Origin of the sequence: Amycolatopsis sp. NPDC049253, assembly GCF_040678995.1 — a bacterium.
In the GTDB taxonomy this organism is placed as follows: Bacteria; Actinomycetota; Actinomycetes; order Mycobacteriales; family Pseudonocardiaceae; genus Amycolatopsis.
The window spans coordinates 16,639-32,914 of the sequence record NZ_JBFAQX010000008.1 but is presented as its reverse complement, the minus strand read 5'-3'; the positions used below and the strand labels follow the sequence as shown (position 1 = coordinate 32,914).

General features: G+C 73.1%; 19 protein-coding genes and 1 pseudogene. 14 read left to right on the top strand and 6 right to left on the bottom strand.

Annotated features, from left to right (window positions below):
- Positions 1-6: 6 nt before the first annotated feature.
- Positions 7-621 (bottom strand): GPP34 family phosphoprotein, encoded by a 615-nt coding sequence (locus tag AB0K15_RS19835; protein ID WP_364052104.1) that lies wholly within the window; start codon positions 619-621, stop codon positions 7-9.
- Positions 618-2,084 carry a glycosyltransferase family 39 protein gene (locus AB0K15_RS19830; RefSeq protein ID WP_364052101.1) on the bottom strand — a complete coding sequence of 489 codons (1,467 nt, stop codon included), beginning with the start codon at positions 2,082-2,084 and terminating at the stop codon, positions 618-620. Before AB0K15_RS19830 ends, AB0K15_RS19835 begins: the two co-directional genes overlap by 4 nt.
- A gap of 157 nt (positions 2,085-2,241) precedes the next feature.
- On the opposite strand from AB0K15_RS19830, the gene AB0K15_RS19825 reads away from it, so the two are divergent.
- The 3 genes and pseudogenes from AB0K15_RS19825 to AB0K15_RS19815 form a co-directional block, all read left to right on the top strand.
- Positions 2,242-3,453 carry a histidine kinase gene (locus AB0K15_RS19825; protein WP_364052098.1) on the top strand — a complete coding sequence of 404 codons (1,212 nt, stop codon included), beginning with the start codon at positions 2,242-2,244 and terminating at the stop codon, positions 3,451-3,453.
- On the top strand, positions 3,450-4,100 hold the full coding sequence (locus AB0K15_RS19820) for a response regulator transcription factor (protein ID WP_364052095.1): 651 nt from the start codon (positions 3,450-3,452) through the stop codon (positions 4,098-4,100). The genes AB0K15_RS19825 and AB0K15_RS19820 overlap by 4 nt, the downstream gene beginning before the upstream one ends.
- 70 nt (positions 4,101-4,170) lie before the next feature.
- A pseudogene (locus AB0K15_RS19815) lies at positions 4,171-4,482 on the top strand (alcohol dehydrogenase catalytic domain-containing protein); the annotation flags it as partial.
- A gap of 292 nt (positions 4,483-4,774) precedes the next feature.
- On the opposite strand, the gene AB0K15_RS19810 reads toward AB0K15_RS19815, so the two are convergent.
- The 3 genes from AB0K15_RS19810 to AB0K15_RS19800 all read right to left on the bottom strand — a co-directional run bounded on the left by AB0K15_RS19810 (position 4,775) and on the right by AB0K15_RS19800 (position 6,086).
- On the bottom strand, positions 4,775-5,128 hold the full coding sequence (locus AB0K15_RS19810; RefSeq protein ID WP_364052092.1) for a VOC family protein: 354 nt from the start codon (positions 5,126-5,128) through the stop codon (positions 4,775-4,777).
- 22 nt (positions 5,129-5,150) lie between these two features.
- Entirely contained in the window at positions 5,151-5,522 is a 372-nt protein-coding gene (locus AB0K15_RS19805) for a helix-turn-helix domain-containing protein (RefSeq protein WP_364052089.1), read from the bottom strand.
- 129 nt (positions 5,523-5,651) lie between these two features.
- Complete coding sequence (locus AB0K15_RS19800; protein ID WP_364052086.1) at positions 5,652-6,086, bottom strand: SRPBCC family protein; 435 nt, start codon at positions 6,084-6,086, stop codon at positions 5,652-5,654.
- Positions 6,087-6,136: 50 nt separating this feature from the next.
- Here AB0K15_RS19800 and AB0K15_RS19795 point away from each other — a divergent pair, with 50 nt between their 5' ends.
- The 11 genes from AB0K15_RS19795 (at position 6,137) to AB0K15_RS19745 (ending at position 15,899) form a co-directional block, all read left to right on the top strand.
- The gene (locus AB0K15_RS19795) at positions 6,137-6,694 is read left to right on the top strand and encodes a TetR/AcrR family transcriptional regulator (RefSeq protein ID WP_364052083.1); all 558 of its coding nucleotides are present in this window, start codon (positions 6,137-6,139) and stop codon (positions 6,692-6,694) included.
- A 39-nt stretch (positions 6,695-6,733) separates the two neighbouring features.
- The gene (locus AB0K15_RS19790) at positions 6,734-7,744 is read left to right on the top strand and encodes an Lrp/AsnC family transcriptional regulator (RefSeq protein ID WP_364052080.1); all 1,011 of its coding nucleotides are present in this window, start codon (positions 6,734-6,736) and stop codon (positions 7,742-7,744) included.
- Entirely contained in the window at positions 7,741-8,637 is an 897-nt protein-coding gene (locus AB0K15_RS19785; RefSeq protein WP_364052077.1) for a polysaccharide deacetylase, read from the top strand. Before AB0K15_RS19790 ends, AB0K15_RS19785 begins: the two co-directional genes overlap by 4 nt.
- Positions 8,634-9,935, top strand: a complete 1,302-nt coding sequence (locus AB0K15_RS19780) for an MFS transporter (protein ID WP_364052074.1) — start codon at positions 8,634-8,636, stop codon at positions 9,933-9,935. Before AB0K15_RS19785 ends, AB0K15_RS19780 begins: the two co-directional genes overlap by 4 nt.
- Positions 9,935-10,726, top strand: a complete 792-nt coding sequence (locus AB0K15_RS19775) for an SDR family oxidoreductase (protein ID WP_364052071.1) — start codon at positions 9,935-9,937, stop codon at positions 10,724-10,726. The genes AB0K15_RS19780 and AB0K15_RS19775 overlap by 1 nt, the downstream gene beginning before the upstream one ends.
- A complete protein-coding gene (locus AB0K15_RS19770) occupies positions 10,719-11,717 on the top strand; it encodes a 2-dehydropantoate 2-reductase (protein WP_364052068.1) in 999 nt (332 codons plus the stop codon). The genes AB0K15_RS19775 and AB0K15_RS19770 overlap by 8 nt, the downstream gene beginning before the upstream one ends.
- Positions 11,714-12,865 carry a M20 family metallopeptidase gene (locus tag AB0K15_RS19765; protein ID WP_364052065.1) on the top strand — a complete coding sequence of 384 codons (1,152 nt, stop codon included), beginning with the start codon at positions 11,714-11,716 and terminating at the stop codon, positions 12,863-12,865. Before AB0K15_RS19770 ends, AB0K15_RS19765 begins: the two co-directional genes overlap by 4 nt.
- Before the next feature lie 107 nt (positions 12,866-12,972).
- A complete protein-coding gene (locus tag AB0K15_RS19760) occupies positions 12,973-13,407 on the top strand; it encodes a hypothetical protein (protein WP_364052062.1) in 435 nt (144 codons plus the stop codon).
- A complete protein-coding gene (locus AB0K15_RS19755; RefSeq protein WP_364052059.1) occupies positions 13,404-13,592 on the top strand; it encodes a hypothetical protein in 189 nt (62 codons plus the stop codon). The genes AB0K15_RS19760 and AB0K15_RS19755 overlap by 4 nt, the downstream gene beginning before the upstream one ends.
- Before the next feature lie 241 nt (positions 13,593-13,833).
- Positions 13,834-14,520, top strand: coding sequence for a response regulator transcription factor (locus AB0K15_RS19750; RefSeq protein WP_364052056.1), 687 nt, complete (start codon positions 13,834-13,836; stop codon positions 14,518-14,520).
- Positions 14,517-15,899 carry a HAMP domain-containing sensor histidine kinase gene (locus AB0K15_RS19745; RefSeq protein ID WP_364052053.1) on the top strand — a complete coding sequence of 461 codons (1,383 nt, stop codon included), beginning with the start codon at positions 14,517-14,519 and terminating at the stop codon, positions 15,897-15,899. The genes AB0K15_RS19750 and AB0K15_RS19745 overlap by 4 nt, the downstream gene beginning before the upstream one ends.
- Here the strand turns inward: AB0K15_RS19745 and AB0K15_RS19740 are convergent.
- Positions 15,853-16,254 carry an ester cyclase gene (locus tag AB0K15_RS19740; RefSeq protein ID WP_364052050.1) on the bottom strand — a complete coding sequence of 134 codons (402 nt, stop codon included), beginning with the start codon at positions 16,252-16,254 and terminating at the stop codon, positions 15,853-15,855. The two genes, AB0K15_RS19745 and AB0K15_RS19740, sit on opposite strands and share 47 nt — an antisense overlap.
- Positions 16,255-16,276: the final 22 nt, after the last annotated feature.

The window sequence follows — 16,276 nt, the reverse complement described above, 5'->3', positions numbered from 1 at the left end:
GCCGACTCAGCTCCCGCCCGCCATGATCGCCGCCCGGCGGGCGCGCAGCAGTCCGCGCAGCTCGGCCGCCGCCGAGCCCGCGACCCCGTCCAGCTCCGCGAGGCGTTCGGCGTGGCGGCGGGACGAACGGCGGGTGAACCCCACCTCGGCCGCCGCGGCGAGAGCGGTCAGCACCGCGGCACGGGTGTCCACTTCGGACAGCGGCGCACGCAGCGCTCGGTCCACAGTGGCGCGTGCGTCGACAGCCGGCGACCGGTCGGCCAGGTGCAGCACCTTCCGGCGCAGCACCGGCGTGACGTGCGGCCGCAGGATTCCCGCGGCGGCCAGCTGCAGCTCCAGGGAGCGGAGGGTGTCGGCCGAGTCGCGGCGCAGCAGGCGCCGCCAGCGGGTCGGGCCCTCGTCGGCGAGGTCGGCGAGCAGGTCGTCGAGCAGCAGGTCGCCGGTGGGGCCGCGGCCGGTCGCCGAGACCCGGCCGCCGGCGACCGTCAGGCGGCCGCGCAGCAGGAGGTCGGTGACGGCGGCGGCGCGCACGAGGAGCGCGGCACGGCCGCGTCTCCGGATGCGGCCCTTGTCCGGATCACCCGCGAGCAGGTAGGCCTGGGCGGCCAGCGAAGGGGTCATTGCCGTTTCACCCACGGCCAGATCCGGTCCCACGATTGCGTCCTTCCGGTGTAGAGCCACACGAGTCCCGGTACGACCTCGGTCACCGACGCGAAGCAGGGCTTCAGCAGCGTCGGGTCGAAGCCGGTGAAAAGCACGTTCCACGCCCGGTCCGGTGGCCGGTCGAAGTACCAGTAGCCGCGGTGTCCACTGTAGACGTCGGTGATCCCGTACCGCGGCCCGTAGTACTCGACGGCCGCGGCGAACGGGTAGATCTCCGCGTACACCGCCGTCTGCGCCTTCACCGCGGGTGGCAGCGCCGAGTACGTCCGCCCGACGACGTCGGCGACCTGCTTCTGCGCCGTCTCGCCGCCCGCGAACACAGTGCCGAGCGAAAACGGCCCGAACGACGTCGCCGTGACCGACGCCGGCCACACCGGCAGCGCGGCGACGGTGACGGCGGCCGACAGCCCGAACGCGATCCCCACGGGGATCCGCCACCAGCGCACCAGGTCGCGCCGGCTCAGCTCCGTGGCCGCGGCGGCGAACGGCAGCGCGTAGAGGCTCATCAGGTAGTACGAGCGACCGTGCGTCAGCAGCACCACGACGGTGACCAGCAGCAACGCCAAGGCGAGGTAGCGGTACGGGCGCAGCTCGGGCGAGCGGAACAGGCGCCACACACCGTAGAGCAGGGCCAGCACACCGACGCCCATGCCCGCGCCGAGCAGCCCGTCGCGCGCGAAGGCGAAGTAGCCGGGGAACTCGGCGGCGACGACGTCGGCCATGTGCGTGTACGGCCAGTCGTGCGTGGCCTGCCAGACGAGCGCGGGGACCGTGGCGAGCACCGCGATCAGCGCGCCCAGCCACAGCTTCGGGCGGCTCGGCAGGCGCCGCGGGCCGAGGATCGCCGCCGACACCAGGACAGCCGCCCACAGCGCCGGGATCAGGAACTTGACCTCCAGCGACACCGCCGTGACCACGCCCGCCCACACGAGCAGGCCGTCGCGGCGCGTGCGCGTCCAGCGGACCAGCAGGAAGACCACGACCGTCCACAGGAACGGGTCCAGCGCGTAGGTGGAGACCCAGTGGCTGAGGACCACCAGGTCGGACGTGGCGTACAGCCCGGCCGCCATCAGCTGCGCGGGGCGGCGTCCGCCCAGTTCCCGGGCGATCAGCGCGGTGACCACCACGCCGGCGCCGACCGCGAGCGCCATCGGCAGCCGGAACGCGAGCAGCGAACCGGGGAACAGGCGGTCGAGCGTGCCCGCCAGCAGGGGGACGAGCGGCGGCTGGTCGAAATACCCCCAGGCCGGATGATCTCGACCAGCCACCAGGAAGTAGAGCTCGTCGAACCCGTGGGCGTAGCGGACGCTCGTGATCGCGAGCAGCGCCGCCGCCAGCACGGCCACGGTGAGCACCGGCAGCCGGGCGAACGGGGTGATCTCCCCCGTACCGGTCTCGCGGCTCGTCATGAGGCTCGTCATGATCCGAGTCCACCGCACCGGCCCGGGCCGGCGTAACGGTGATCGGTAGCCGGCGCGGACGACGAACGTTGTCCCGCGCGCAACTTTCGTTGCGGGTCCTCCCCCGGCCGATGCGATTCCGCCGCGGCGGTCCGGACCAGCCGTTACCGTGACGGGCGTGAGCGAAGTGCGGCGTGGATCCTGGCCCCGGCCGGCCGACATGGGCTGGCTGCTGGCCGCGGCGCTCGTGTTCGCCGGGCTCGACTTCGCGTTGCACTGGGCCGGGCCGACGAGCGGGGTCCTCGGGCCGTACGCCGGGCTGGTGCTGCGGCTCGCGTGCGACTTCACGCTGCTGGCGGTGTTCCGCTTCCCCGACGCGGTGGCCGGGGTGCTCGTGGTGGCGTCGCTGGCGATGCTGGCGTCGGACCTGTTCTGGCCCGGGCTGCTGGTCCCCGCGCACCAGCCGAGCCTGATGACGGTGCCCACCATCACGCCGCTGGTGCTGAGCCAGCTCCCGCGCGTGATGGACCGGCGGCGCCTGTTGTGGATCGGCGGGGTGCTGGCGGTGCTGGCGACGCGACCGTGGAACCCGGCGTGGAACACCACGCCGTTCGGGCTGCTGAGCACCGCACTGCCGGTGGCGGTGGCGCTGTACTTCGTGGCGCGCCGGGACCTTCTGCGTTCGCTGCGCGACCGGGCCGAGCGCGCCGAACGCGAGCAGCACCTGCTCGCGGAGCGGGCCCGCGCCGAGGAACGGCGGCGGCTCGCGGGCGAGATGCACGACGTGGTGACCCACCGGCTGAGCCTCATGGTGCTGCACGCGGGCGCGCTCGGCGTGGTGTCGACGGACCCGTCCGTGCGCTCGGCGGCCGAGGACATCCGCCGCGAGGGCGCGCACGCGCTCGACGAGCTGCGTGATCTGGTGGGCGTGCTGCGCGACGGTTCGAGCATCGAGCTCCCAGCCGCTTCGCCGGCCCCGGTCGCCTCTCCCGCGGACCTCGTGGCCGAGTCGGTGGCCGTCGGCGTGGCCACGGAGCTTTCGGTCAGCGGGGACCCGGACCAGGTGTCGCCGACGGTGGCGCGCACGGCGTACCGCGTGGTGCAGGAGGCGCTGACGAACGTCCGCAAGCACGCGCCGGGTTCGTCGGCCGCCGTGTCGCTGCGGTACCACTCGGGTGGTCTCGACGTGTGCGTCACCAACACCCGCGGGTGCCTGCCGCCCGACCCGACGCTCGCCGGCAGCGGCTCGGGTGCCGGCCTGAGCGGGCTCCGGCAGCGCGTCGAGCTCGTCGGCGGGCAGCTCGAGTCCGGCCCCGAGCCCGGCGGCGGGTTCCGCGTCGGTGCGATACTTCCCGCCTACGTCCCGACGACGGAAGGTGCTCCCCGGTGATCACGGTGGTCGTGGCCGACGACGAGCCGATGGTCTGCGCGCACCTGCGCACGATCCTGGACTCGGCCGACGACCTTTCGGTGGTCGCTTCGGCTCGCGACGGTGCCGAAGCGGTCGAGGCCGTCGTCCGGTACCGCCCCGACGTGGTGCTCATGGACCTGCGCATGCCGGGCGTCGACGGTCTCACGGCGATCGCCCGCATCGTCGCGCTGCCGGACCCGCCCGCGGTCGTCGCGCTGACCACCTTCGACGCCGACACCTACGTCATCCGGGCCCTGCGCGCGGGCGCCGCGGGTTTCCTCGTGAAGTCCACGCCGCCCGAAGACCTCATCGGCCTCGTCCGCGTCGCCGCCGACGGCCACACCGTCCTGTCCCCCTCCGCGGCCCGCCGCCTCGTCGCGCTCTCGGCCGACGGCCACGCCCGCACCGACTCGGCGCTGCGCCGCGTCGGCGCCCTCACCGACCGCGAACGCGACGTCCTCACCTGCCTCGGCGAGGGACTGTCCAATGCGGACATCGCCGCCCGCCTGCACCTCGCGGAGGCGACGGTGAAGAGCTACGTGTCGCGGATGCTGGTGAAGCTGGAGTGCACGAACCGGACGCAGGCGGGGCTGCTGGCGCATGAGGCCGGATTGGTGAGCCGCTGAGGTTCGTCCGGATCACCGGCAGCACTTGACCGGCAACGCGTTCGGCCGTCGCGTCTTGCGAACGATTGCAGTGCCTGAGCGCTGCTGCACGGAGGAGACGTGCGGGCGTTGCGGATCTCCTGCAGTGCATGAACGGCAGCTCGGCTCGGAGGAGTCCCACTTACCCCGGGTGCCCGGGCACGAGCTGGTGGGGATCGTCGAAGCCATGGGCCCCGGCACCGATCCGGCACCGGTGGGCCGGCGCGTGATGGCGTACTTCTACCTCGTGTGCGGCACGTGCCGCGAATACCTGGCGTCGCGAGAGTCCACATGCCTGAACTTCCGCGGCAACGTCGGCGTCGCGATCGACGGCGGTTATGCCGAATACGCGGTTCTGCCGTCCCTCAACGCGATCGAGGTCGCACGCGAGGTGAACCCCGTGGCCGCGACCACGATTCCCGACGCCGTCGCGACTCCGGTGCACATCACCCGCCGCGCGGGGCTCGGACCGCGGACGCGGGTCGCGGTGCTCGCGGCCGGCGGCGGGGTCGGGCTCGCCGCCGCACCGGTCACCTCCGGGCGGGTCCGGCGGCTGGTGAGCCGTGGTCGGGCCGGAGGAGGTGCCGTCCGTGCACGAGCGGATCCGGTCGCGGATCCTTTCCCGGGCGCGCCGCGCTGCTGTGGTGAGCCCGGGATCAGAAGTACTGGACCAGGCAGAACTCGTGCTGTTCGGGGTCGGCCATCACCACGACGACGCCTTCGACGTAGTCGTGCCGTTCACCGGTCGACCGGCCGCCCAGAGCGAGGACCTGGGCGATGCCCCGGTCGATGTCGTCGACCGCGACGTCGAGGTGCAGGCGCACCTTGCCGTGGTTCGGCTCGGGCACGGGCTGGAAGACGAGGCGGGGCTGCGGGTCGCCGGGGTGACCGAGGTAGACCCAGCCGGGCCGGGACCGGTCCTGCGGGCGGTCCAGCAGAGCGCTCCAGAACCCCGCGACCCGGTCCACGTCGAGGCAGTCGACGGTCACTCCGACCCATCGGTTCGTCATGCCGCCGGCTCTCCCGCGGCGCTCAAGCCGTAGCCGGCGTGTGCTCCGCGTCGAACGCCGCGCGGGCGGCGGTCACCTGGGCCATGTGGTGCCGGGCCCAGCGGTCGAGCATGTCGAGGGGCTCGGCCAGGTCGCGGCCCAGCGGCGTCAGCTCGTACTCCACACGAGGCGGGATGACGGGGTACGCGGTGCGCGTGAGAATGCCGTCGCGGACGAGGCTGCGCAGCGTCTGCGTCAGGACCTTCTGGGAGATTCCTTCGACGCACTTGCCGATCTGAGTGAAGCGCAGCGGTCCGTCGCGGAGCGAGCCGACGATGAGGACGGTCCACTGGTCACCGATCCGGTCGAGGAGCTGACGAGTCGGGCAGTCGCGGTCGTAAGGGTTTCCCAGCACCACAGGCCTCCTCGAAGTCACTCTCCCCAAGAGAGTAACACTCCTGGACGCCACCGCGCCCCGGCCGGGACGACCCGCGGGCACCGCCGCACCCCCAGCGCGGCGTTGCCCGAACCCGAGCGGCGGACCCTACCGGGCGACCCGCGAAGTCTCCGCCACCAAACCCGACACCACCCGGCCGATGAACCGCCCCAGCACCAGCCGGTAGAACCACCCCGTCCCCGGCACCTTGCCCGTGAACGACGAGTGCCAGTGGATCTCCGTGCCGCCGTCGACCGGGGTCAAGTCGACGTACGCGCGGTAGTCGCGGAGGGGCAGGCCGCTGCGCAGGGCGTAGCCGAACCGGCGGTCGGGAACCAGTTCGATCACCTCCTCGCACGAGCGGGTGCGCCCGGTGCGGAACACCCGCAGCGCGCCCAGCCCCTCGCGTTCGGACGAGCCAGCACGGGCCAGCTCGAACGAGCCCAGCGGCGACCAGCGAGGCCAGCTTTCGCCGTCGCGCAGCAACGCGTAGACCGTCGCCGGGTCGGCGGACGTGCGGGCCCGGACCGAGATTCGCTGCATCAGGCCTCCTCGAGAAGCATGTACCACGTGGTACATGTACCATCTGGTACATGGCGGAGGCAAGGGCAAGGCTCCTCGACGCGGCCGTCGAGCACATCGCGCGAAACGGGGCCGACCACAGCCTCCGCGCGCTCGCGACGGCGCTCGGCACGAGCCACCGGATGCTCATCTACCACTTCGGCTCCAAAGAAGGCCTGCTCACGGAGGTCGCGCGCGAGGTGGAACGCCGGCAGCGCGCGGTGCTCGCCGACCTCGACGCGAGCCTGCCCGCGGACGAGCTGGCACGGGTGTTCTGGCGCCGGCTCACCGACGAAGCGCTGCGCCACAACGAAAAGCTCTTCTTCCAGCTCTACGGCCAAGCCCTCGGCGGCGCACCCGGCACTGCGGAGTTCCTCGACGGCGTGATCGACGGCTGGCTCGCACCGGTCGAGGCGCTGCTCGAACGGCTCGGCGTGCCCGAGCGGCACCGCGCGACGCAGGCCCGGCTCGGCCTGGCCGTGGCGCGCGGGCTGCTGCTCGATCTCGTCACCACCGGTGACCGGGACGCCGTCGACGCGGCGATGGAACGCTTCCTGACCCTGCAGAACGCCGGTTTCTTGCAGACTTGACCCTTGACTTGACGTTTTCCTGCATCCACGATGCAGGGCATGCCCGACGAAGCCAAAGTCAGCGATCTGGACCGGCGCATCGTCGCCGCGCTGCAGCTCAACGGGCGGGCGTCGTGGGGAGCGATCGCGCGGCACGTGGGCACGAGCGAGTCCACTGTGCTGCGCCGCGCCGGCCAGCTGACGGAATCCGGCCAGCTGCGCGTGATCGGTGTGGTCGACGTGCTGCGCTGCGGTCTCGGCGTGCCGGTGCTGGCCCGGCTGCGGTGCCGGCCCGGCACGGCGGCCGCCGTCGCCGAGGCGCTGGCCGCGCGGCCCGAGGTCCGCTACGCCACCGTGCTCGCCGGCAGCGCCGACTGCTCCGCCGAGTTCGTGCTCCCGACCTATCGCGACGTCGCCCGCCTGCAGGGCGACTTCCCCGCCGCCGACAACGTCCGCGACGCCGAGACCTTCGCCGTGATGCGCACGTTCACCTCCAACCACGACTGGAACTCCGGCGAGCTCAGCGCGGAGGCGGCGGCCGAGCTGCGCGGCGGCGAGGTGCGCCCGTTCGAGGAACAGCACTGGGAACGCCCGCCGGAGCAGCTCGACGAACTGGACCTCGCGATCAGCGCCGCACTCGGCGAAGACGGCCGGCTGTCGTTCAAGGAGGTCTCACGCCAGGTCGGCACGAGCGAGTCCACCGTCGCCCGCCGCGTCGACTCCCTCGTCCGCCGCGGGTGCCTGCGGTTCCGCACCCTCGCCGAGCCCGCGATGTTCGGCTACGCGCTGGAGTTCATGCTCTGGCTCTCGGTCGTCCCGGCCGAGCTCGACCGCGCCGGGCAGCAGCTCGCCGCGCACGCGGGCACCAAGTACCTCAGCGCGACCACCGGCCGGTTCAACCTCGTCGGCCAGATCGTGCTGCGCCACTACGGCGAGCTCTACCGCCACACCACCGACGTCGTCGGCGCCCTCCCCGGCCTGCGGGAAGCCGACGTGACCCTGCAGGTCTCGACCCTCAAACGCGCCTGGTCGCCCACGCCGGCGGCCGCAGCAACCTGGGAGGAAGCATGACCGAACAACCGTGGCTCTGGGACGAGAAGACCTGGCGGGGACACGTCGAGCACGTCCGCGCCGGCCGCTCGCTGCGCCCGGCGTCGTGGCCCGGCGGCGCGAAGGTGGCCGTGGCGCTGTCCTTCGACTCCGACCACGAGACGCCCGCCCTGCGCGACGGCGAAGTGCTGCCCGGCAAGCTCGCGCAAGGCGAGTACGGCGCCCGCGTCGGCGTCCCCAGGCTCCTCAAGCTGCTCGACCGCTTCCATGCGCCCGCGTCCTTCTTCGTTCCCGCCGTGTCGGCCCTGCTGCACGACGGCGAGGTGAAGTCGTATGTGGACGCCGGGCACGAGGTGGCGCTGCACGGCTGGATCCACGAACGCAACACCGCCCTCACCGAGACCGAGGAACGCGACCTCGCCTTCCGCGCCGCCGACGTGCTGGAAGGCCTCACCGGCACGCGTCCGGTCGGCATCCGCACACCGTCGTGGGACTTCTCGGCCCACACCCTCACCATCACCCGTGAGCTCGGCCTGAAGTACGACTCCTCGCTGATGGCCGACGACGACTGCTACGAGCTGCTCGAGAACGGCGAGCCCACCGGCGTCGTCGAGCTGCCCGTGGAGTGGATCCGCGACGACGCGCCGTACTTCATGATGGACCGCTTCGCCTCGCTGCGGCCGTACACACCGCCGCGCGGGGTGCTCTCGATCTGGCGCGACGAGTTCGACGCCGCGTACGCCGAAGGCGGGCTCTTCCAGCTCACCATGCACCCGCACATCATCGGGCACCGATCGCGCGTCGCGATCCTCGCCGAGCTGCTCGACCACATCAGCGGCCACGACGGCGTGTGGTTCGCCACCCACGCCCAGGTCGTCGACCACGTCCTCGCCCGCGGGGAGGCCCGCCCATGACCACGGTCCCGTCCACTTCGGACACCTCCGTCGCCGCCCACCGGCTGAACCCGCAGCAGCGCAAGGCGATCGTCGCCGGCTCCATCGGCAACACCGTCGAGTGGGTCGACTGGGCGGTGTATGCCACGTTCTCCCCCATCTTCGCCGGCCAGTTCTTCGCGGGCGGCAACGAAACCGCGGCGCTGCTGTCCACGTTGGCCGTGTTCGCCGTCGGCTTCGTGATGCGCCCGATCGGCGGCGCGGTGCTCGGCGCGTACGCCGACCGGCGCGGCCGCAAGAAGGGCCTCACGCTCACCATCTCGCTGATGGCGGGCGCGTCGATCGTGATCGCGGTCTGCCCCACCTACACCCAGATCGGCGTCGGCGCCCCGATCGTCCTGCTGCTCGCGCGGCTGGTGCAGGGCTTCTCGGCGGGCGGCGAGTTCGGTTCGTCGTCGGCGTTCCTGATCGAGTCGGCCGCCACCGGGCGCCGGGCGTTCGCCGGGTCCTGGCAGCAGGTGTCCGTCGGCGCCGGCACGCTCATCGCGGCCCTGCTCGGCACCATCCTCAACTCGACACTGTCCGACGCGGCCCTGCACGGCTGGGGCTGGCGGCTCGCGTTCGGCGTCGCCGGGCTGCTGGGCCTGGTCGGCCTGTGGCTGCGCCGTTCGGTGCACGAGACGGAGGCGTTCGGCAAGACCACCACCGCCGGACCGCGCCGCAACCCCGTCGTCGCGATGTTCCGCGACCACCCGGGCGCGGCGCTGCGCGTGGCCGGCGTGACGATCGCGGGCACGCTCATCTACTACGTGTGGGTCAGCTACATGCCGGCCTACGCCCACCTCGCCACCGGCATCCCGCTCAAGACCGCGCTGCTGGCCAACACGCTGGCGATGCTCGTGTTCATCTGCCTGCTGCCCTTCGGCGGCCTGCTGTCCGACCGCATCGGCCGCAAACCCACGATGACGGCGTTCGCCGCCGGGTTCGTGATCTTCGCGTGGCCCGCGTTCCACTTCCTGGCCAACGGGTTCTGGAACGTGTTCGTGATCGAGCTCATCGGGCTCGTGCTGATCGTCGGCTACTCGGCCAACTGCGCGGTGATCATGGCCGAGCAGTTCCCGCCCGAGGTGCGCACCACCGGCATCGGGCTGCCCTACGCGCTGGCCGTCGCCGTGTTCGGCGGCACCGCGCCGTATGTCACGACCTGGCTCAACGCCAACCACCACGGTGACCTCGTGTGGATCTACGTCGCCGTCGCCGCGTTGATCGGCGTCGCGGTGTACCTCACGATGCCCGAGACGAAGGGAAAGCAGCTCTAGTGCGCACCGTCCTCGTCACCGGGGCCGCGGGCGGGATCGGGGCCGCGATCGCGGCCCGCTTCGCCGCCGCGGACGACCGGCTGGCCGTGTCGGACCTGCGGCCGGCCGAACTGTCCACCGTGGCCGAAAAGCTGCGCGCCGACCACCGCGTGCCCGTGACCGAGCTGCCCGGCGACCTCGCCGACGCGGCCTACGCCGAAGCGCTGGTGGACGCGGCCGGTGCGGTCGACGTGCTGGTCAACGCCGCCGGTATCTACCCCGCCACGCGGCTGCTCGACATGACGGCGCAGCGGTGGGACCGCGTGCAGGACGTGAACGTGCGGGCCGCGGTGCTCACCACCGTCGCGTTCGGACGCAAGCACGTGGCCGCGGGCACCACCGGCACGGTCGTGAACATCTCCTCCGGTGCCGCCACCCGCGCGCGGCCCGGCGCCGCGCACTACGCGACGTCGAAGGCCGCGCTGGAGATGGCGACCAAGGCGTGCGCGGTGGAGCTCGGGCCGCACGGGATCCGCGTCAACGCCGTGAGCCCCGGATTCGTCACGGTCGACAGCGAAGCCAATCCCGTGACCGAGGCCTATGCGGCGGCCGTGTCCGTGAACCCGCTCGGCCGCCGCGGCGCGCCCGGCGAGATCGCCGACGCCGTGTTCTGGCTCGCCGGCCCGGAGGCCGGGTGGATCACCGGCACCGTGCTGCGGGTCGACGGCGGCTCGACCGCCGGCGCCGCGGGCCTGCCGCTGCACTGGTCCGGCGAGACCACAGTCCAAACAGGAGGAATCACTCATGGCTGAGCGCCGCTCTTACACAGTGGTGGGAGGCGGCGCGATCGGCGGCACGCTCGCGTTCCACCTCGCCAAGGCCGGGCACCCGGTGGTGCTGGTCGACGCCGACGCGGCACACGTGGCCGCGATCAACCAGCGCGGGCTGACGCTCGTGCGGCCCGGGGGCGAGGAACGCGTGGACCTTCCCGCGTTCGTCCCTGAGGAGGGGCCGCCGGAGCTGGGCCGCGTGCTGCTCGCGGTGAAGGCCCAGGCCACGGAACACGCCATGCAGTGGCTCGAACCGCGCCTGGCCGCCGACGGGTTCGTGGTGTCGCTGCAGAACGGGCTCAACGAGCAGCTCATCGCGTCGTTCGTCGGCGCCGAGCGCACGGTGGGCGCGTTCGTGAACCTGTTCGCCGACGTCGCCGAGCCCGGCGTGGTGCGCGACGGCGGGGCCGGCGCTCTGGTCGTCGGCGAGCCCGACGGCCGGATTACCGGGCGCGTCGAGGACGTCGTGGCCGACCTGCAGGCCTGGGGCCCGGCGAAGGCGACCGCCAACGTCGAGGGCTACCTGTGGGCCAAGCTCGGGTTCGGCGCGATGCTGACCACGACCGCGCTGGCCGACGCACCGATGGCCGACCTCATCGACCGGCACCGGCCGCTGATGCACGCGCTCGCGGCCGAGGTGTTCGCCGCGGCCGGTTCGCGGGTGCTGGAGCCGTTCGACCAGTTCGACCCCGCCGCGTACGTGGCGGGCGCGGCCGGGCGGGAAGCGGCGACGGACCGGCTCGTGGCCTGGCTGCGGACGCAGCCGAAGGACCGCAGCGGGATCTGGCGCGACATCGCCGTGCGCCACCGTCCGGTGGAGGTCTTCCACCACTACGCACCGGTGCTCGACGAAGCCGCTGCGCTGGGGATCGGCCTGCCGCTGCTCACCGCCGTGCTGAAACGCCTGGGCGACGTCGAGGCCGGCGCCGCGATGTCCGAGGACCACCTCACCGAACTGGAGGCACACCTGTGACCGGGATCCGCGAGCTGCACGAGTGGGTGCGCGCGCACCGCGACGACCTGCTCGCCGACCTCGCCGAGTACGTCGGCATCGAGACTCCCAGTGACGACAAGGAAAGTCTCACGCGCGGACTGTCCTGGGTGGACGGCTGGCTGCGTTCCCGGCTGGGCGAGCCGGCGGCCGTGCGCGACGTCGACGGCGGCCGCCACGGCGACATCAAGGTCTACGACTACCCCGGTGCCGGTGAGCAGCCGGTCCTGTTGCTCTGCCACTACGACACCGTGTGGCCGCTGGGCACGCTCGCCGAGTGGCCGTTCACCGTCGACGGCGACCGCGCGACCGGGCCGGGGATCTTCGACATGAAGTCGGGGCTGGTCCACGCCGTGTGGGCGCTGCGCGCGCTCGATGCCGCCGGCCTGCCGCGCCCGGCGATCCGGCTGGTCCTCAACGGCGACGAGGAACTCGGCAGCCCCGCCTCGCGGCCGACGATCGAGGAGGCGGCCGCGGGCACTCGCGCGACCCTGGTGTTCGAGGCCGGCGCCGACGGTGCGGTCAAGACCTCCCGCAAGGGCGTGGGCCTGTTCCAGGTGCACGCGAAAGGCGTGGAGTCGCACGCGGGCCTCGACCCGACGAAGGGCGCGAGCGCGATCGACGAGCTGGCCCGCGCGATCCTCGCGCTGCACGCGCTGACCGACCTCGACGCCGGGACCACCGTGAACGTCGGCGTGATCTCCGGCGGCAGCAGGCAGAACGTAATCGCCGGGTCGGCGCGCGGCGAGATCGACGTGCGCGTGTCCAGCGCCGCGGAAGCCGCCCGCATCGACGCGGGCGTCGCGGCCATCACGGCCCACGACCCGCGTGCCACCGTCACCGTGGAGGGCGGCTGGAACCGGCCCGTGATGGAGCGTTCCGAGGGCATCGCGCGGCTCTACGAGCTCGCGCGCGACCTCGCGGCCGAGCTCGGCGTGACCCTGCGCGAATGCTCCGTCGGCGGCGCCAGCGACGGCAACTTCGTGGCCGCCCTGGGCCACCCGGTCCTCGACGGCTTCGGCGCCGTCGGCGACGGCGCCCACGCGCGCCACGAGCACATCAGCGTCGAGGGCATGCTCGAACGCACCGCGCTGGCGGCCGCGGTCCTGCACCGGCTCGGCACCGAGTAGGCGGGGCTTTACGAAGCCCGAACATTCGCCCCACACCCCTCGTACACCGGGACGAGAAGGTACTGCCCGTACCCGGAACTCACCGGTCACGAGAGGGAGTACGAGCGATGCGAGGAACCACCTGGACCCGGCGGCTGGCGTTGGCGGGCGGCGGTGTCGCGGCCGGGCTGCTGGCCGTGACGCCGCTGGCCGTCGCGGACACCAGCGCTCCCCCGGCCCCGTCGTCGAGCGCGGCGCCGGTGGCCCCGATCACGCTCAGCCCCGAGGAGTCGCAGCAGCTCTGCGGCGACTGGGTGCCCAAGCTGCAGAAGCGGGCGAAGAACCTCACCGACCGCATCAACGGCGGCGCCGAGGTCGCCGGGTCCGTCGCGAACCTCAAGGCGCGCTCGGCCGACCAGAAGGCCAAGGGCCACACCGCCGCGGCCGACCGGTTGCAGAAGCGCGCGGACAAGCGGCAGAGCCGGATCAGCCAGCTCAGCGACGCGACGAGCAAGCTCGACGCCTTCGCCTCGGCGCACTGCAAGCCCGCGGGCACGAAGTGAGGGCCGCCCGGCTCGCGGCCGCGGCCGGGGCGGCCGTCCTCCTGGCGCTCGGATGCGCCGCCTGCGACAACGGCGGCTCCGCGGCCCCGGCCGACGGCGCCTCCCAGGCGACGAGCGAGCTCAACGGCATCCAGTCGACACTCGACAGCATCGAGTCGGACATGGCAGGCGACGGCTCACCCTGACCCGTGCCGGCGACGCTCGTGGTGAGCCGGCCGTCGGGGGGGCAACAGCCCGCCGTAAGCAAGCCACCACGGGCAACCGCCTGCCCACCGCCCGCGACGGCTCACCTCGTCTGGACAGCACGGGCACAAAACAGCCACCACGGGCGACAGCCCACCGCAAGCCGGACAGGCGGGCGACGGCGCACCCTGAGCCGCGTAGCCTCTCGGTCGACGTTGGCGGACAGGGAGAACGGGAGCCCGCATGGGGTCAGCCGGGCGTGGGCTCGTCCTCGTCGTCGAGGACGAGGCCGCGATCGCCGAGCTCGCCGCGATGTACTTGCGGCGCGACGGGTTCGGGGTGCACGTGGAGTCCGACGGCGCCGCCGCGCTGGACGCGGTCCGCCGGCTCAGGCCGGTGGCCGTGGTGCTCGACATCGGACTGTCCGGAATGGACGGTATCGAGATCTGCAAGGCGTTGCGCGCGGCCGGTGACTGGACGCCGGTGCTGTTCGTCACCGCGCGCGACGACGAGCTCGACCGCCTGCTCGGCCTCGAGATCGGCGCCGACGACTACCTCACCAAACCGTTCAGCCCGCGCGAGCTGGCGGCGCGCGTGCGCACGGTGCTGCGCCGCGCGTCCGGGGGCACCCCGGCCGCGGAGACGTTCGAGTGCGGCGGCGCGCGCGTCGACGTGACGAGCCGCCGTGCCTGGGCGGGCGAGCAGGAGATCACGCTGACGTCCACGGAGTTCGACCTGCTCACCCACCTCGTCCGCCACCCCGGCCACGTGCTCTCGCGCGACCAGCTGCTGAGCGCCGTGTGGGGCTACGCCGCCGCGGCGGGCACGCGCACGGTCGACGTGCACGTGGCCCAGCTGCGGGCGAAGCTCGGTGCGCACAGTCCGATCAGGACGGTGCGCGGCATCGGCTACGCGGCGGACGCCGGATGAGGGGCACGCTCGCCCTGCGCATCACGGTCGTGTGCCTGGCGGTGGCGGGGATCGCCGTGATCGTCTCGGGCCTGGTGGCGACGCGCCTCGTGCGCACGACCGCCGACACCGTGCTGCAGCAGTCGCTGAAATCCCAGGCCGACGTGGTCGCGACCCAGCTCGACGACACCGGCATCGGCAACCGCCTCGGCGTCGGGAAGGTCGCCGACGTGGTGCGCGGCCAGGGCATCGCCGTGGTCGTGCGGCGGCCCGGCGGCCAGGACATCGGCGACGCGACGTCCACGCGCGTGGCCGAACGGGCCGGGCTCGCGTCGGGCCAGAACCGGTCGGACCGCGTGACCGTGGACGGGCAGCAGTACCTGGTGGAGGTCCGTGCCGTCGGGCCACGCGCCGCGGCGTTCGCGCTGGTCCAGCCCGCGCGCAGCGGAGAGGCGACACAGCGCGCGCTGGTCCGCAACATCGCGCTCGCGCTGGGCATCGGGCTGCTGGTGGCGGCCGTCGCCGGGTATGCGTCCGGACGCCTGCTCGGCCGGCCCCTGCGGAAGGCGGCCGCCGCGGCGGTCAGCCTGCGCACCGGCCGGCGAGACGTGCGCGTGCCCGTGGAAGGGCCCGTCGAGGTCGCCGAGGTCGCGGGCTCGCTCAACGAACTGGCCGACGCGCTGGCCCACAGCGAGGCGCGCCAGCGGGAGTTCCTCCTGTCGGTGTCCCACGAGCTGCGCACCCCGCTCACCGCCGTGACCGGCTTCGCCGAAGCCATCGCCGACGGTGTCGCCGAGGGTCCCGACGCGCGCCGCGCGGGCGAGACCATCCACCGCGAGGCGCAGCGCCTCGAACGCCTGGTGAGCGACCTGCTCGAACTCGCCCGCCTCGGCGCCGACGAGTTCCGCCTCGACCTCGCGACGCTGGACCTCGCCGCGCTGGTCCGCGACCGCGCGCAGGTGTGGCAGCTGCGCTGCGAACGCGAAAACGTGCCCCTCTACGTCGATTCGCCCGCCGCGCCCGTGCTCGTCACCGCCGACGCGCGCCGCCTGCAGCAGGTGGTCGACGGCCTCGCCGAGAACGCCCTGCGCGTGACCCCGGCCGGTGCGCCGATGGTGTTCTCCCTGGTCGTGGACCAGGGGCACGCGCACCTCGCCGTGCGCGACGGCGGGCCCGGCCTCGCGCCGGAGGACTACGCAGTGGCCTTCGAACGCGGCGTGCTCAACAAGCGCTACCGCGACCGCCGGCCCGTCGGCTCCGGCATCGGCCTGGCCCTGGTCCACGGCCTCGTCGAGCGCATGGGCGGCGCGCTCCGGGCCGGGCCGGCCCCCGAGGGCGGGGCCGCGTTCACGATCACCCTCCCGCTCGCAGCTGCGCCGCCCGGTCCGTCACGTCCATGAGCGCCCAGTGCTCGACGATCCGCCCGTCGCGCACCCGGACCATGTCCATGCTGGTCACGGCGTACGAACGGCCGGTGGAGACCTGCGTGCCGGTGCTCGTGTAGCGGTTCACGGAGAACTCGCCCTCGCTCACGTTCTGCTCGACGCGCACCGCCAGGTCGCGGAAGTCCGCGAGGAATTCGCCGCGGCTGATCGCGGCCCACTTCTCGCGCCACGCGGCGATGCCGACGTGGTCTCCCCCGGCGCCACCGCGGTGATCGACGACGTCCGGGTCCACGTACTTCAGGCCCTCCTCGGTGAACGCCGTCTCGACGATCCGGCGGTGTACCTCGGCCGGGGTGAGTTCGCTGGTCATGGCCGCGTACCCTAAGCGGGGA

Coding starts and splice junctions, on each gene's coding strand:
- AB0K15_RS19745 (WP_364052053.1), top strand. CDS start 14,517: ATGAGGGGCACGCTCGCCCTGCGCATCACGGTCGTGTGCCTGGCGGTG.
- AB0K15_RS19835 (WP_364052104.1), bottom strand. CDS start 621: ATGACCCCTTCGCTGGCCGCCCAGGCCTACCTGCTCGCGGGTGATCCG.
- AB0K15_RS19800 (WP_364052086.1), bottom strand. CDS start 6,086: ATGCAGCGAATCTCGGTCCGGGCCCGCACGTCCGCCGACCCGGCGACG.
- AB0K15_RS19740 (WP_364052050.1), bottom strand. CDS start 16,254: ATGACCAGCGAACTCACCCCGGCCGAGGTACACCGCCGGATCGTCGAG.
- AB0K15_RS19750 (WP_364052056.1), top strand. CDS start 13,834: ATGGGGTCAGCCGGGCGTGGGCTCGTCCTCGTCGTCGAGGACGAGGCC.
- AB0K15_RS19790 (WP_364052080.1), top strand. CDS start 6,734: ATGCCCGACGAAGCCAAAGTCAGCGATCTGGACCGGCGCATCGTCGCC.
- AB0K15_RS19785 (WP_364052077.1), top strand. CDS start 7,741: ATGACCGAACAACCGTGGCTCTGGGACGAGAAGACCTGGCGGGGACAC.
- AB0K15_RS19830 (WP_364052101.1), bottom strand. CDS start 2,084: ATGACGAGCCTCATGACGAGCCGCGAGACCGGTACGGGGGAGATCACC.
- AB0K15_RS19780 (WP_364052074.1), top strand. CDS start 8,634: ATGACCACGGTCCCGTCCACTTCGGACACCTCCGTCGCCGCCCACCGG.
- AB0K15_RS19810 (WP_364052092.1), bottom strand. CDS start 5,128: ATGACGAACCGATGGGTCGGAGTGACCGTCGACTGCCTCGACGTGGAC.
- AB0K15_RS19760 (WP_364052062.1), top strand. CDS start 12,973: ATGCGAGGAACCACCTGGACCCGGCGGCTGGCGTTGGCGGGCGGCGGT.
- AB0K15_RS19795 (WP_364052083.1), top strand. CDS start 6,137: ATGGCGGAGGCAAGGGCAAGGCTCCTCGACGCGGCCGTCGAGCACATC.
- AB0K15_RS19770 (WP_364052068.1), top strand. CDS start 10,719: ATGGCTGAGCGCCGCTCTTACACAGTGGTGGGAGGCGGCGCGATCGGC.